Raw genomic sequence first — 14,983 nt, forward strand, 5'->3', positions numbered from 1 at the left:
CCTTCACGGACTGGCCGCCGCGTCAGCGCACTGCAACGGGGGAGCGATGCGCGAACCCGGCCTGGCTCAGTCGAGCGTGATCGCGTAGACCTGCACTCGCGGGTCGTTCGGCAAGCTGACCGACTGGACGGTCTTCGTCCCGTCCGCCGCGGCGGTCATGCCGAACAATCGCACCGGCGGACCGTCGATCCCGCTGCCCGCCTTGATCCGGTGCGGCATATCGAGCACGACGCTGGTGCCCGCCGGCGTCGAGCCCGCCCAGTCGCCGAACGTTACCGGCAGGTCGGCGCTGGTGCCGTCGCTGTAGTGGATGGTCAGCGCGGCAGTCACCGGACCGTTGTGCGATGCGCCGATCAACCGAATCGCCGAGTGTTTTCCGGCAGGCAGCAGCAGCGACTGTCCGCGCGCCTCGACGAAGTTCGCCGCGGTGCCGGCCGGATCGGCGGCCGCGTAGGTGACTCCATCGTGGACGAATGTCCCAGCCGGCGGCATCAAGGCGGCGTCGTAGCTCCAGCCGCTGCCGTCGAAGTTGCCTTCGGTGGACGCGGTTTCCGTGGCGGTGCCGTCGTGGTTGCGGTCATGGCTGAGATCGACCGCGCATTGCGCACCGGCGGACGTCGCACAGACCGTCGGTTGCCGGACTTCGACCGTCGCGGTGCGAGTGACCGTGTTCGCACCCGGGCCAGATGCCTTGACCTGCACCGAATACGTTCCGACCGGCGTGCCGCCCGGAACGGTCACCGTCACCGGCGCGGTCTTCTGCACCGGCAGCTGGAACGACCACAACAGCTGCAGCCGATCGGTCTGCACCTGCCAGCCCGCCGGGGCCGACGCGGTCACCGTCACCGGCTGCGCACCGGGGTTCTGGCCGAGCACGTCCAGGTTCAAGTGGACAGTCTGCTCGGCGGATTGCTGCGGCAGGACAACCGAACCCGGTCGCAGTGTCGCGTCGACATGCCGACGGAGGTCGCCGGTCGCCTGATTGACCGACGGCGGTTCGGTGCCCGGCCGGGTGCCCCACTGCGACGGCTGGGCGCCGACCTGGTAGGCGAGCTCGCCGCCGTGCGCGACGGCGGACCAGTCGAGCCAGGTCTGCGGGACGTCGCGGCCGTTGAGCGAAACGCTGCGCACGTAACGGTTCGTGTCGCTGACCCCGGGTGCGGTGACGGTGAGCGTGCCGCCCTGCTTGCCATCGTACTGTCCGATTCGGACGGTCGCCGACTCGAACTGCGGGCTCGACACGGCGAGGAAGTTCGAACCGCTCATCGTCGGGTAGAGGCCGAGCGACGAGAAAACGTACCAGGCGGACATCGTGCCGAGGTCGTCGTTGCCGGTCATACCGTCGGGACCGGTAGTGAACAGTGTCATCGCGGCCCGCACGACGGTCGCGGTCTTCGACGGTGCGCCGACCCAGTTGTACATGTACGGCGAAAGCAGGTCCGGCTCGTTGTTCGGGTTGTAGGTGGCCTTGGCGTAGTAGTCGTACGGGCTGGCGATCCAGTCCTTGCGCGCGGTGCCCGCCGGGTCCTTCAGCAGGTTGCCGTAGGCGAAAAACGAGTCGAGCCGGTTCTCGGTCGGCTTCTTGCCGCCCATCAACGCGGTCAGCCCGGCCGGGTCCTGCGGCACCAGCCACTGGTACTGGTACGCGCCGCCCTCGTGGAACTGGTGGTCGGCGTCGATCGGGTCGTACGGCGCGAGCCAGGTGCCGTCGGTGGTGCGCGGACGGAACTGCTTGCTCGAGGCGTCCCAGACATTGCGGTACCACTGGCCGCGGTCTGCGAACATCCGCGCATCGGCCTGGTGGCCCAGCCCCTTGGCCATCAGCGCGAGCGCGGCGTCGGCGGCGGAGTACTCCATGGTCGCCGAGGTCGGGTGCTCGCAGTCGTTGTCGCCGCCCTTGGCCGCGCAGTCCTTGCCGAGAACCAAACCGCTCGGAATGTATCCGCGCTCGTTGTAGAAGTTGACGCCAGAACGGCCGTTGTACGGCGAATCCGCCGGCGGCGTGCTGGTCGCGTTCTTCTTGAGCAGCGTGTACGCCTCGTCCTCATGTCCGGCGAGCAAGCCCTTCGACCAGGCTTCGACGAGGAACGGGGTCACCGGATCACCGGTCATGATGTTGGTTTCGCTGCCCGCCAGTGCCCATCGCGGCAGCCATCCGCCGTCGCGGCCGATCGCCAGAACGGACTGCGCGACATCCTTCGCCACCTGCGGTTCCAGCATTTCCAGCAACTGGTTCTGCGGACGGTAGGTGTCCCAGAGCGAGAAGTTCTGGTACGGCGTGTAGCCGTCCGCGCGGTGGACCTTGCCGTCGAACCCGGCGTAGTCGCCGGTGACGTCGCCAGCCAGGTTCGGGTGCAGCTGCGCGTGATACAGCGAGGTGTAGAAGGCGGTCTGCCGGTCGGCGGTGCCGCCGGCGATCTGGATCGCGCCCAGCCGGTCGGCCCATTGCCGGCGGAGGGCAGCGCGGGTGGCGTCGAAGTCGTAGCTGGTGCCGGTTTCCGCGGCGAGATTCTTCCGGGCGCCGTCGATACCGGTGTAGGAGAGGCCGACCTTGAGGACCGCGGCGTGGTTCGCGGTGGCGTCGAAGCTGACCCAGGCGCCGTTTCCGCCGGTGCCCGCGGCGTCGCGGCTGCCTTCGGTGCGGGTATTGCCGCGCCAGGTGCCGTAGGACGCGAAGGGACGGTCGAAGGTGGCGGTGAAGTAGACGGTGTGTTCGTCGTGCCCGGCGCAGAACCCGCCCGCGCGGACGCGGCCTTCCAGTGTCCGGTCGCCGACGACGTGGATCTCGGAGTCCTTCACCGACTGGTTGGCCTGGCCGGTGTTGAACAGGACGTTCGCTTGCCCGGTGGAGGGGAACGTGTAGCGCTGCCAGCCGGTGCGGGCAGTGGCGGTCAGCTCGGCGTTGATGCCGTACTTCTTCAGTCCGACGCGGTAGTAGCCGGGCTCGGCCTTCTCGTCGTCGTGGCTGTAGGCGGATTTGTAGGCGTTCGTGTCCGTGGAGTCGACCGGGCCGGTGGTGGGCATGACCGGCAGTTCGCCCATCACGCCGCAGCCGACGCCGGACAGGTGGGTCTGGCTGAAGCCGTAGATGGCGTTCTGCTGGTAGTCGTAGCCGCCTTGGCCGCCGGTGTCCGGGCTGACCTGGACCATGCCGAACGGGGCGCTGGCGCCGGGGAAGGTGTTGCCGAAGTTCTGCGTGCCCACGAAGGGGTTCACCAGGGAAACCGGATCGGACGGCGGGGCGGCTGTCGACGGGGTGGCTGCCGCGGCGGTTGCGGGGGCGGCGGTTGCGGGGGCGGCGGAAAGGAGGGCCGTGGCCAGCAATGCCGCGGCCGCGGCTGCGACAGTCCGTCTCGAGGGCGACCGCATGGGCTGATACCTCCAGGGTGACAACGTTGTCAACGCGCGAACCGATGCGGGGCGACCGGCTGCGTGAGCAGCTTGCCAGCCGCACCAGGCTTTGGAAACCCTGACAAACGGACAGTTCGCGCGGTCCGGAGCCGTCCGTGAACGGTGCTTGAACGGTCGTGAGGGGAACATTGAGGGACTCTGAGTCCCTCAATGTTCCCCTCACGGGATCCGAGTCCGTTCAAGCATGGCTCACCGGCTGCTGTCGTCATGCCTGGCCGCCAGTTTGCTTGGCCGGTCCGTGAAGGACCCCTTGAGGGAATCCAAGGCCCTTGAAGGGGCCCATCACGGACTTCCGGCCGGGGCGCGGAGGATCACGCGCGGCGCGGAGGATCCCGCCCGCGCATCGTTCGGGTTATACGGCGACTGGGTTCCGGCCGCGGGTCGCCAGCAATGTGCAGCCGACTGCCGCGGCGTATCCGGTCATCACCACCTGCATCGGCACCTGGAGCGACATTCCTGTCCCGCTGGCCGTGAGCAGCGTGCCCAGCACCGCCGTCCCGAGCGCGCCGCCGCTCTGCCGGGCGGTGTTGAGCACTCCGCTCGCCAGCGCGGTGTGCTCCTCCGGCGGGGTGGACATCGCGACCGACGTCATCGCCGGCATCGCGAACGAACAGCAGCACAGCACGATTCCGCCGGTCACCACGAGCGGCACCGAATCGGCCAATTCGAGGATCGCGGCGCCGAGCCCGGCCAGGCTGAAGCCGGCCAGCATCGGTGCCCTGGGGCCGAACCGGGCGGTCAGCCGTCCGCTGGCGGTCGCGCCGACGCCGATCGCGACGGTGAGCGGGAGCGTCAGCATCCCGGTCGCGAACGCGGTCTGGCCGAGCGGACCCTGGAGGTACAGCGAGAGGCAGAGCAGCGTGCCGTAGAGGCCGAAGTTGAAGATCAGGCCGGCCGTGGACGCGGCCGAGAACGGCCGGGACGAGAAGATCTCCACCGGCAGCATCGGATCGCGGCGGCGCCGCTCGACCACGACGAACCCGGTGCCGGCGGCGATGCCGCCGGCGATCAGCGGGGCCGATTGTCCCCAGCCGAGCTGGCCGGCTTCGATCAGGCCGCCGGTGAACGCGGCGAGCGCGAGGGTGCCGAGGACGAGGCCGTACGGGTCCAGGCTGCGCTCGCACCTCGGCGGTGACTCCTCGACGTACCGGCAGGTCAGCACGATGGCGAGCGCCGCGAACGGGACGTTCACCCAGAAGATCGCGCGCCAGTCGGCCAGTGCGACGAGCACGCCGCCGGCCACCGGTCCGGTCGCCAGGCCGATCGCAGCGATGCCGCCCCACACGCCGAGCGCGTGCGCCCGGGCGCGCGGCTCAGGGAACTGGCGGACGATCAGCGCGAGCGAGCACGGGAGCAGGGCTGCGGCGCCGACGCCTTGCAGCGTGCGGGCGGCGATGAGGACGGGCAGGTCCGGGGCCAGCGAACACACAGCGGAAGCAGCTCCGAACACGACTGTCCCCAGCACGCAGATCCGTCGCGCGCCGAACCGGTCGCCGAGCGACCCGGCGGTGAGCATTCCGGCGGCCAACGCGATCGTGTAGCTGGCGACGACCCATTGCTGGCCGCCGAGCCCGCCGCCGAGGTCGTGCTGGACGGCGTCGAGCGCGACGTTGACGACGGTCGCGTCCAGCTGGACGATGAAGAAGGCCAGGCACAGCGCCAGCAAGGCAAGCCGCTGCCGCCGGGCGGAGGTCGTTTCGGTCACCGGGCCATCGTGGCGCGGGAATCGTTCGCCGGCGGCCGAAGTGTTCAGAGGTAATGCCGCTGCGCCCGCTTCTCGGTGACGTAGGTTTGGCGTGCCGCCCGGGTCGAGTCCAGTTCGGACACTTCGCTCACCGGCACGTCCCACCATGCCGAGCCGGGCGGGTTGGGCGCGAGCGGATCCGTTTCGACGTGCACGACGGTGACCATGGGATTCGACTTGGCCTCCGCCATCGCCGCCCGGAATTCGTCTACAGTGGACGCCCGGACCACGGTCGCGCCGAGGCTGGCGGCATTGGCGGCGAGGTCGACCGGCAGCACCGAACCGTCGAGCTGCCCGGACTCTCCCCGATATCGGTACGACGTGCCGAAGCGTTGCGAGCCCAGTGCTTCCGACAACGCGCCGATCGAGGCGAACCCGTGGTTCTGCACCAGCACGATGATCACCTTGAGCCGCTCGGCGACCAGGGTGACGATCTCCTGTGCCATCATCAGGTACGAACCGTCGCCGACCAGGACGACCACCTCGCGGTCCGGCGCGGCCAGCTTCACGCCTACGCCAGCGGCGACCTCGTAGCCCATGCACGAATAGCCGTACTCCACGTGGTACGCCTTCGGATCCCGTGCCCGCCATAGCATCTGCAGGTCTCCCGGCATCGAACCGGCCGCGTTGATCACCACGTCGCGGTCGTCCAGGATCTCGTTCAGTGCGCCCAGAATCTCAGTCTGCGCGGGCCGCGGGCCGTGTCCCAGCTCGAAACACGCGGTCGCGGCGCGGTTCCACTCGCCGGCCAGCCGCCGAGTCCGGTCCCGGTACGCCGGGTCGACCTGCCAGCCCGGCAACGCGCCGGTCAACGCTTCCAAACCGCGGCGCGCGTCGGCGAGCAGCATTTCCGCGGAGTGCTTCGCCGCGTCGAGCCGGGCGACGTTCAGATTCACGAAGCGTACGGCGGGGTTGCCGAACACGGTGTGCGACGCGGTGGTGAAGTCGCTGTATCGGGTCCCGATGCCCAGCACGACGTCCGCCTCGGCAGCCAGCGCGTTCGCAGCGGAAGTCCCGGTGGCGCCGAGACCGCCGACCGCGCATGGGTGATCCCAGGGGACGGCGCCCTTGCCTGCGTGGGTGTCGGCGACCGGAATCCCGGTGGCGTCGGCGAAAGCACACAACGCCTCGGCGGCACCGGAGTACACCACGCCGCCACCGGCGACGATCAACGGTGCCTTGGCGGACCGCAGCAATGCGACTGCTCGGTCGAGAGCTTCGGGCGCGGGCGCGGGACGGTCGATGTGCCAGACCCGGTGCCGGAAGAACTCTTCCGGCCAGTCGTATGCCTCCGCCTGTACGTCCTGCGGCAGCGTCAGGGTGACCGCGCCGGTCTCGGCCGGATCGGTCAGCACCCGCATCGCCGCGAGCGCCGCGGGGATCAGCTGTTCGGGCCGGGAGACGCGGTCGAAGTACTTCGACACCGGACGGAATGCGTCGTTCACGCTCACGTCGCCGCCGCGCGTGTCTTCGAGCTGCTGCAGCACCGGGTCCGCGGCTCGGGTGGCGAACATGTCGCTGGGCAACAGCAGCACCGGCAGCCGGTTCGCGGTGGCCAGCGCGGCACCGGTGATCATGTTCGTGGAGCCGGGACCGGTGGACGAGGTGCAGGCGAACGTCTGGAGCCGGTCGCGCATCTTCGCGAACGCCGCCGCGGCATGGACTTGGCCTTGTTCGTTGCGCGCGAGGTAGTAGGGGAGCGCGTCGGGGGCCTGCAGGAGCGCCTGGCCGAGACCGGCGACGTTGCCGTGGCCGAAAATCCCGAAGCAGGCGGGGACGAGCCGCAGCTCGACGCCGTCGCGCTCGGAGTACTGGCTGGCGAGGAACCGCACCAGAGCCTGCGCGGTGGTGAGCCTCATCGAGCGCCTCCGAACGGCAGCCGCGGATCGACGTCTTGGGATTCCCAGGTCTGGCGGACCCAGGCGTGCGCCGGGTCGTCGCAGATCAGCCAGGCCCGCTCGGGGCCCGGTCCGGCCATCACGTTGAGGTAGTAGAGATCGTAGCCGGGCGCGGCCATCGACGGGCCGTGCCAGCCGTGCGGGATCAGCACCGCATCGCCGCTGCGGACCTCTTCCAGCACCTCGATCGGCCGCTCCGCGGTGCCGTAGACGCGCTGGTAGCCCATTCCGCCCCCGGCCACTTCGAAATAGTAGATTTCCTCCAGCTCGCTTTCGCCTTCGCGCGCCTCGTCGTGCTTGTGCGGCGGATACGACGACCAATTCCCGCCCGGGGTAAGGACTTCGCAGACGAGCAGCTGGTCGGCGTCGAAGGTGTGCGGCAGGCAGTAGTTGTTGACCTGACGGCTGCAGATGCCCGCCCCGCGCAGCTCGGTCGGCACGTCCTCTGCCGGGCCGTAGCGAGCAGGCAGCCGCTTCGAGGTTTTCGCCGACGGCAACGCGAAGCGGCCGCTCCCGGTGATCGTCGCTTCGGTTTCCCTCGGCACGTAAGCGAAATCGGTCACCGAATCGAACACACTGGTGCGGCCGGCGAGTTCGAAGGTCTCGCCGTCCGCTTCGACGGTGCAGCTGCCAGACAGCGGGAGCACGAGCGTTTCCGCGCCGCCGGTGCTGACGGTCGCCGAGCCGTCCAGTTCGAGCACGCGCAGCCCCGAGTAACCCCAACCGGCTGATTCCGGAGTGACGACCAGGCTGAACGGACCGTCCGCCGTGCTGCCGCTTCTCTGGTAATGGTTCATCGCAACCCCACCGCCGTGTCGACTGCCTTGGCCACGTCGCCGTCCCGTGGATACAGCAGCGACCGCCCGACCACCAGACCCTGCACGGTCGGCAGCGCCAGCGCCGCTTGCCACGCCGCGAACGCCGCGTCCGGATCGGTCACCTCGCCGCCGAGCAGCACCGCGGGCAGGGTGGACGCGGCCAGCACGCGCGGCATGTCGGCGACCACCGGCAGCTTGAGCCAGGTATAGGCGGACGAGCGGCCCAGCCCGGCCGCGATGGTGACGGACCGGATGACCGCCTCCGGGGACAGCTCGTTCCTGATCCGCCCGTCGCGCCAGACCGACAGGAACGGCTCGACCATCGCGAGAAGTTTCCGGTCGGCGAGGTCGTTGACCGCGTTCGCGGTGTTCTCCAGCAGGCTCGGCGTCGCCGGGTCGTCCAGGCAGATCCGGGCCAGCATCTTGCCGCCGTCGAACCGCATCCGCTCGATGGATTCCGCGTCGTAGCAGGCGAACCGGTCATCGATCTCGAAGCTCGACCCGGCCAGCCCGGTCCGGTTCATCGACCCGAGCACGGTCTTGCCGTGCAACGCGCCGAGCAGCAGCAGGTCGTCGATGATGTCCGCGGTGGCGAGCACGCCGGTGACCCCCGGTCGCTCCAACGCGAGGCACAACCGCTCCAGCAGTTCGCCGCGGTCGGCCATCGCCAGCGGGTCCGAACCGACCGCGTTCGCGCCTCGGGCGGGATGGTCGGCCGCGATGATCATCACCGAACCCTTGTCGTTGAACGGCGACTTCGCGCGTACCCGGTTCTCCGCCGCTTCGGCGATCGCCTCCGGGTCGTGCACCCGCTTCGCGACGATCCGCTCCACGGTGTTCATGCGATCCCTCCGAGCTTGCGCAGCACCTGGTCGACTGTCGGCATCGCGTCGGAGCAGGCGAGTTCCCCGGCGACGAGCGCGCCCGCGGCATTCGCGAACCGCATGATCCGCTCGGTGTCCCAGCCGGACAACAGGCCGTGCACCAGCGCCCCGCCGAACGCGTCGCCAGCACCGAGACCGTTGACGACCTCCACCGGCACCGGCGGCACTTCGGCCTCTCCCGTGTCGTCCACCGCCAGCACGCCCTTCGGTCCCTGCTTCACGACTGCCAGCGAGACACCGCGGTCCCGCAACGCCTTCGCCGCCGCTCGCGGTTCCCGAACCGCGACGGCGGTGTCGCATTCATCCAGGTTGCCGACCGCGACCGTCACGTGCTCCAGCGCCTTGCCGACCCACTCGCGCGCCTGTTCGCGCGATTCCCAGAACATCGGCCGGTAGTCGAGATCGAGCACCGTGATCCCGTCCCGGCCGCGGGCTTCGAGCGCGGCGAGCGTGGCCGCCCGGCTCGGTTCCTGCGACAGCCCGGTCACCGTCGCCCAGAACACCTTCGCCGCGCGGATCGCGTCGAAGTCGAGTTCGCCGGGGGAGAGGTCGAGGTCCGGGGCTTTGGGGAAACGGTAGAAGTAGAGCGGGAAGTCGTCCGGCGGGAAGACCTCGCAGAAGGTGACCGGCGTCGGCAGCTGCTTCGAGACGCCCACGAACTCGCTGGCCACGCCGTACTCGCCGAGCGCGCGGCGCAGGAACCGGCCGAACGGATCGTCGCCGGTCTTGGTGATCACCGCGGTGCGCCGTCCGTACCGGGCGGCCGCGACCGCGACGTTCGTCGCGCTGCCGCCGAGGTACTTGCCGAACGAGGTGACGTCCTCCAGTCCGACGCCGGTCTGGAGGGGATAGAGGTCCACGCCGATCCGGCCCATGGTGACGAGGTCGAACCCCGTGCGCATCGTGTCCTCCTGCCTGCCGCGTGGCTTCGACCGTGCCCCCGCCGGCTGACTTTGTCAAGACATATGGACATTAGGGCAAAGCCGGGTCCGGCCGGTAGGCTCGGACGATGACCACCAGCCCGCCCTGGGACCCGGTCCGCGAGATCGCGGTGGACCCGGCCAGCCCCGAGCCGCTGTACTTCCAGGTCGCGCGCCAGCTCTACGCGGCCATCGAAGACGGCCGCCTCCCGGCCGGCGCGCGGCTGGCGAACGAACTGGACCTCGCCGCCGGCCTGCGGCTGTCCCGGCCGACCGTCCGGCAGGCCATTCAGTCGCTCGTGAACGAGGGACTGCTGGTGCGCAGGCGCGGCGTCGGAACCCAGGTGGTGCGGACGAAGGTGTCCCGCCCGCTGCGGTTGAGCAGCCTGTTCGACGATCTGGCCGGGCTGGGCGGGGCGCCGTCGTCGGAGGTGCTGGTCAATCGGGTGGAGCCGGCGTCGGCGGAGGTCGCGACGTTGCTGGAGGCTCCGTCGCTGACGTCGGTGCGGAGGTTGAAGCGGATCCGCTCGGTGGACGGCGAGCCACTGGCGGTGATGAACAACTATCTGCCGGACGGGGTCATCGCGCCCCTTGACGAGGAGTTGGCTGCGCGCGGTTTGTACGAACTGTTGCGGCAGGCCGGGATTCGGCTGCATTCGGCCCAGCAGAGCATTGGCGCGCGGGTTGCGACGGAGGAGGACGCGGCGCTGTTGGCGGAACAGCCAGGGGCGGCTCTGCTGACCATGCAGCGCACCACTTACGACGAGACCGGCCGGGTGGTGGAGTACGGCTGGCACGTTTACCGGGCGTCGCGGTATTCGTTCAATCTTTCGCTGCAGTAGCGGGTCCGGCCGATCGCCAGCTCCGCCGGTCCGTGAAGGGAACATCGAGGGACTCAGAGTCCTTCAATGTTCCCTTCACGGACGTTTCTCCGGCGGATGGGCCAGCAGCTGTGCCAAGTGCAGTCCGCGTACTCCGGCCAGCTGGTCCGCCTGGGTGCGGCACGAGAATCCGTCCGCGAGGAACACCGCGTCCGGCTTCTCCCGCAAAGCTGGCAGGAGCGCGTTCTCCGCGACTGCCACCGACACCTCGTAATGTCCCCGTTCCATGCCGAAGTTCCCGGCCAGTCCGCAGCAGCCGGCGAGGGTCTGCAGCCGCGCCCCGGCGGCTTCCAGCAGTGCCCGGTCGCTTTCGAAGCCCAGCACCGAATGCTGATGACAATGCGGCTGCGCGACGAGCTGCACGCCGGACAGATCCGGCGCTTCCCAACCGTCTGTGATGGACAGGAGCTCAGCCAGCGTGGTGACCGCGCCGGAGACCGCCTTCGCGTCCGAGTCGTCTGGGAAGAGATCCAGCAGGTCCGACCGCAGCACCGCGGTGCAGGACGGTTCGACGCCGACGATGGGCAGCCCGGCCGTGGCGTACGGCCGCAGCGTCTCGACGAGTTCGCGGAGTTTGCGGCGGGCCGTGTCAAGCTGTCCGGTGGTAATCCAGGTCAGCCCGCAGCACGGCCGGCGCGGTGGAACGATGACCCGGTACCCGGCGTCGGCGAGCACCTCCGCGACGGCTTCGGCGACGTCGGTGTCCATGCCGTCCGAGAAAGAATCCGCCCACAGCACGACTTGCGGCCCCTCGTCGCGGACCCGCCGCCGGGACTTCGTGAACGATCGCCGGGCGAACCGCGGGGCATGCCGTCGCGGGTCCACTCCGGACAGTGCCAGCAAGACCTTTTCGACCGGCCGGAGGGACATCAGCGCGTTGACCAGGAGCGGGCCGAGCACGGGGAACCGGTGCAGCAGACGGATCCAGTCCGGCAGCCTGCCCAGCGTGTAGTGCGAGACCGGGCGGAGCTTGCGCCGGTACTTCCGGTGCAGTGCCTCGGATTTGTACTGCGCCAGGTCCACCCCGGCCGGACAGTCGCTGGCGCACGCCTTGCAGGACAGGCAAAGATCCAGCGACTCGTGCACCGCGGCGTCCGACCAGCCGGACACCAGCGAGCCGTTCGCGACTTCCTGCAGTACCCGTGCCCGGCCGCGCGTGCTGTCCTTTTCGTCGCGGGTCGCCAGGTAGGACGGGCACATGAACCCGCCGGCCGCGCGGTTGTCCGCGCGGCATTTGCCGACCCCGACGCATCGGTGGACAGCGCGGGTGAAGTCGCCTCCGTCGTGCGAGAAGGAGAAGCCGTCGGCGACCGGAAGGGGCCGGGCCCGCGGGCGGCGGAGGTCCGCGTCGAGCGGGTGCGGCCGGACGACCACTCCGGGGTTGAGCAGGTCGTCCGGGTCGAACAAGTCCTTCACCGCGCCGAACAACGCGATCGATTCGGTCGAGTACATCCGCGGCAGCAGTTCGCCGCGGGCGCGGCCGTCGCCGTGTTCGCCGGAGAACGAACCGCCGTAGCCGACCACGAGGTCCGCGGCGGCGGTCAGGAACGAGCGGAACACCGAGGCGTCGCGTTCCAGCGGCAGGCCGAGCCGGACGTGCACGCACCCGTCGCCGAAGTGGCCGTAGGGGAGTCCTTCCAGCCCGAATTCGTCGAGCAGTGCGTCGAAATCGCGCAGGTACGCGCCGAGCTGGCCGGGCGGGACGGCCGCGTCTTCCCACCCGGGCCAGGCCTGCTGGCCGGACGGCGTACGCCCGGCCAGCCCCGCGCCGTCCTCGCGGATCCGCCACATCGCGGTGGCGGCGGGCCCCCGCGGCAGCACGACGTGGTCCGCCGCCTGGGAATCCCGCACGATCTGCTCGGCACGGTGCTGAGCCTCGGCGGTGTCCGCGCCGCCCACTTCGATCATCAGCCAGCCGCCGCCGGCCGGCAGTTCCGGGACACCGCCGCGGTGGCTGCGCACCAGATCGACCAGTCGCGCGTCGAGCCCCTCGACGGCCAGCGGCCGGTGCGGCAGCAGCCCGGGTACCGCGTCGCCGGCTGTCGCCATGTCCGGGTAACCGAGCACGACCAGCAGCCGGGCCGGGGAGACCGGGACCAGGCTGACGGTCGCGTCGAGCGTGACCGCCAGCGTTCCCTCGGTGCCGACGAGCGCGCGGGCCAGGTTCCGGCCGTTCTCCGGCAGCAGGTGCTCCAGCGAGTAACCCGAGACCTGCCGGCTGAATCGGCCGAACTCGGTGCGAATGACCGACAGATGCCGGTCGATCAGCGCGTTGAGCCCGTCGACCGGCTCGACGGTGCTGAACCGGCGTCCAGTGCCGTCCACTGCGCGGAGCTCGCGCACGTTGTCGGCGGTGCGGCCGTACGCCACCGCGTGCGGGCCGCAGGCGTTGTTGCCGATCATCCCGCCGAGCGTCGCGCGCGCGTGCGTCGACGGGTCCGGTCCGAACCGAAGCCCGTGCGGCGCGGCGGCACGCTGCAGGTCGGCGAGGATGACACCGGGCTGGACGACCGCGGTCCGCGCCGCCGGGTCGAGGTCGACGATCCGGTTGAGATGGCGGGAGAAGTCGAGTACCAGGCCCGGCCCGACCGCGTTGCCCGCGACCGACGTCCCGCCGCCCCGGCAGGTCACCGGCAGGCTGTGCTGCCGCGACACCGCCAGCGCGGCGAGCACGTCGTCGGTGTCGAGCGGGGTCGCCACGACCTGCGGTACGACACGGTAGTTGGAGGCGTCGGAGGAGTACTCGGCCCGGCGCCGGACGTCCGCGTGCACCTCGCCGCGAACGGCGGCGCGGAGGTCGGCGAGCAGCTCGTTGTCGATGTCCATCCCGCACCGAACTTACCCGCCGGAATTCGCCCCAGCGAGGCGGACTGGCTCGCGCCCAGGCCGCGCAGTGCGGGTAAAAGTCCGGGAAGGGCCCCTTGCCGGAATCCAAGTCCGGCAAGGGGCCCTTCACGGACGCGTCAGCCGAGGTTAAGCGGGAACGCCGTTGCCGCGGTCATCGGCGGCACTCAGCCGCCGAGCTTGGCGTTGTAGTCCGAGATCTGCTTGTTCGCCTTGTTCTCCGCGTCGGTCAGCGCCGCCTTGGCGTCCTGGCCCTGCAGCACCGCGGCCTGCAGCGCCTGCTCGACGTCCTTGCGGATGTCCGGCATGACGCCCACCGAGCAGCCCTGCGTGGCGTGCGTCAGCTTGGTGCCCTCGAGCTGCTTGATCGCCGTCTCGAACTGCGGCTTCTGCGAGACCCACTGCTTGTCTGCCGGGTCCTGCAGCGCGCCCTTGCTGATCGGGAAGTAGCCGGTCGAGGTGTGCCAGGTGACCTGGGTCTTCTTCTCGGCCAGGAACTTCACCAGCTCCCACGAGGCGCGCTCGCGGGCGGCGTCGCCGGAGTTGATCGTCCACAGCGAGGCGCCGCCGATGATCGGGCCGCCGGTGTTCGCGGCGTCGACCTTCGGGAAGTAGCCGGTGGAGACGGTGAACGGGTTCTTGGCGGCGGCCGCGCCCTTGGTGAACTGGCCCAGCGAACCGGTCGACTCCAGCCCGATCGCGACGGTGCCGGAGCTGAACGCGTTGTCGCCGTTGTCGGTGTTGCTGTCCAGCTTCATCGCCAGCCCCTCCTTCACCATGTCCTGCCACCACTTGAGCAGCTTGACGTTGGTGTCGGTGGCCAGCGTGGCCTTGTTCGCGCGGCCGGTGCGGCCGTTCTCCGAATCGCAGATCGTCTGGTTCGCGATCGCGTTCCACTGCTCGACGTACCAGCCGTACAGCGTCGCGCCGAAGCCGTACTGCACGGTTTCGCCCGGCGTGGCCTTGATCTTGCGCGCGGCCGCGGTGATCTCGTCCAGCGACGTCGGCGGCTTGGCCGGGTCGAGTCCGGCCTTCTGGAACGCCTCGCGGTTGAGGTAAAGCAGCGGCATCGAGGTGTTGAACGGCATCGAGTACAGCTTGTTGTCGACCGTGTAGTAGCCGGCGATGTTCGGCTGGATGTCGGCCGTGTCGTAGTGGTCGACGTCGATGAACGACTGCATCGGCAGGGTCGTCTTCGAGTCGATCATGTACCGGGTGCCGATGTCGTACATCTGCATCAGATCCGGGCGCTGCGCGGCCGAGGAATTCTTGTAGGCGGCCAGGGCGGTGTCGTACTGGCCCTTGTAGTTCAGGTTGACCTTGATCTTGCCGGCGTGCGCGGCGTTGAACTCGGTGACCAGCTTGCCGAGCGTCTCGCCGTTCGTGCCGCTCATCGCGTGCCAGAAGTTGATCGAGACCTCGCCCTTGCCGTTCAGCGCGTCGGCGCCGGGCGCGGTCGCCGAGTCCGAACCGGACGCCGGGCCCGCGTTCGTCGCGGACGAGCAGGAGGAGAGGACAGTCGCGGCCGCGACGAACGCGGCCACCGCCGCGAATCCGCGGCGTTTTCCGATGCGCACAGTGAT

At 69.8% G+C, this 14,983-nt stretch carries 9 protein-coding genes; 1 reads left to right on the forward strand and 8 read right to left on the reverse strand.

Annotated features, from left to right (window positions below):
• Window positions 1-66: 66 nt before the first annotated feature.
• The 6 genes from AMYBE_RS0106835 to iolC form a co-directional block, all read right to left on the reverse strand.
• Complete coding sequence (locus tag AMYBE_RS0106835) at window positions 67-3,369, reverse strand: GH92 family glycosyl hydrolase (protein ID WP_027927434.1); 3,303 nt, start codon at window positions 3,367-3,369, stop codon at window positions 67-69.
• 394 nt (window positions 3,370-3,763) lie between these two features.
• Window positions 3,764-5,116: an MFS transporter gene (locus tag AMYBE_RS0106840; RefSeq protein WP_020658610.1), complete on the reverse strand. Its 1,353-nt coding sequence runs from the start codon at window positions 5,114-5,116 to the stop codon at window positions 3,764-3,766.
• Window positions 5,117-5,160: 44 nt separating this feature from the next.
• Window positions 5,161-7,014, reverse strand: a complete 1,854-nt coding sequence (gene iolD / locus AMYBE_RS0106845; RefSeq protein WP_020658611.1) for a 3D-(3,5/4)-trihydroxycyclohexane-1,2-dione acylhydrolase (decyclizing) — start codon at window positions 7,012-7,014, stop codon at window positions 5,161-5,163.
• Window positions 7,011-7,850 carry a 5-deoxy-glucuronate isomerase gene (iolB, locus tag AMYBE_RS0106850; protein ID WP_020658612.1) on the reverse strand — a complete coding sequence of 280 codons (840 nt, stop codon included), beginning with the start codon at window positions 7,848-7,850 and terminating at the stop codon, window positions 7,011-7,013. The genes iolD and iolB overlap by 4 nt, the downstream gene beginning before the upstream one ends.
• Window positions 7,847-8,713: a Cgl0159 family (beta/alpha)8-fold protein gene (locus AMYBE_RS0106855; RefSeq protein ID WP_020658613.1), complete on the reverse strand. Its 867-nt coding sequence runs from the start codon at window positions 8,711-8,713 to the stop codon at window positions 7,847-7,849. The genes iolB and AMYBE_RS0106855 overlap by 4 nt, the downstream gene beginning before the upstream one ends.
• The gene (gene iolC, locus AMYBE_RS0106860; RefSeq protein WP_020658614.1) at window positions 8,710-9,657 is read right to left on the reverse strand and encodes a 5-dehydro-2-deoxygluconokinase; all 948 of its coding nucleotides are present in this window, start codon (window positions 9,655-9,657) and stop codon (window positions 8,710-8,712) included. Before iolC ends, AMYBE_RS0106855 begins: the two co-directional genes overlap by 4 nt.
• 107 nt (window positions 9,658-9,764) lie before the next feature.
• On the opposite strand from iolC, the gene AMYBE_RS0106865 reads away from it, so the two are divergent.
• Window positions 9,765-10,517 (forward strand): GntR family transcriptional regulator, encoded by a 753-nt coding sequence (locus AMYBE_RS0106865; RefSeq protein WP_020658615.1) that lies wholly within the window; start codon window positions 9,765-9,767, stop codon window positions 10,515-10,517.
• 75 nt (window positions 10,518-10,592) lie between these two features.
• On the opposite strand, the gene AMYBE_RS0106870 is transcribed toward AMYBE_RS0106865, so the two are convergent.
• Window positions 10,593-13,382, reverse strand: a complete 2,790-nt coding sequence (locus AMYBE_RS0106870) for an FAD-binding and (Fe-S)-binding domain-containing protein (protein WP_020658616.1) — start codon at window positions 13,380-13,382, stop codon at window positions 10,593-10,595.
• A 185-nt stretch (window positions 13,383-13,567) separates the two neighbouring features.
• A complete protein-coding gene (locus tag AMYBE_RS0106875) occupies window positions 13,568-14,977 on the reverse strand; it encodes an ABC transporter substrate-binding protein (protein WP_020658617.1) in 1,410 nt (469 codons plus the stop codon).
• Between the last annotated feature and the right edge of the window lie 6 nt (window positions 14,978-14,983).

Source organism: Amycolatopsis benzoatilytica AK 16/65, assembly GCF_000383915.1.
GTDB classification, from domain to species: domain Bacteria; phylum Actinomycetota; class Actinomycetes; order Mycobacteriales; family Pseudonocardiaceae; genus Amycolatopsis; species Amycolatopsis benzoatilytica.

Bases quoted from the DNA above. Each gene is read 5' to 3' on its own strand.
- AMYBE_RS0106855 (WP_020658613.1), bottom strand. From the start codon at position 8,713: ATGAACACCGTGGAGCGGATCGTCGCGAAGCGGGTGCACGACCCGGAG.
- iolB (WP_020658612.1), bottom strand. From the start codon at position 7,850: ATGAACCATTACCAGAGAAGCGGCAGCACGGCGGACGGTCCGTTCAGC.
- AMYBE_RS0106870 (WP_020658616.1), bottom strand. From the start codon at position 13,382: ATGGACATCGACAACGAGCTGCTCGCCGACCTCCGCGCCGCCGTTCGC.
- iolD (WP_020658611.1), bottom strand. From the start codon at position 7,014: ATGAGGCTCACCACCGCGCAGGCTCTGGTGCGGTTCCTCGCCAGCCAG.
- AMYBE_RS0106835 (WP_027927434.1), bottom strand. From the start codon at position 3,369: ATGCGGTCGCCCTCGAGACGGACTGTCGCAGCCGCGGCCGCGGCATTG.
- AMYBE_RS0106865 (WP_020658615.1), top strand. From the start codon at position 9,765: ATGACCACCAGCCCGCCCTGGGACCCGGTCCGCGAGATCGCGGTGGAC.
- iolC (WP_020658614.1), bottom strand. From the start codon at position 9,657: ATGCGCACGGGGTTCGACCTCGTCACCATGGGCCGGATCGGCGTGGAC.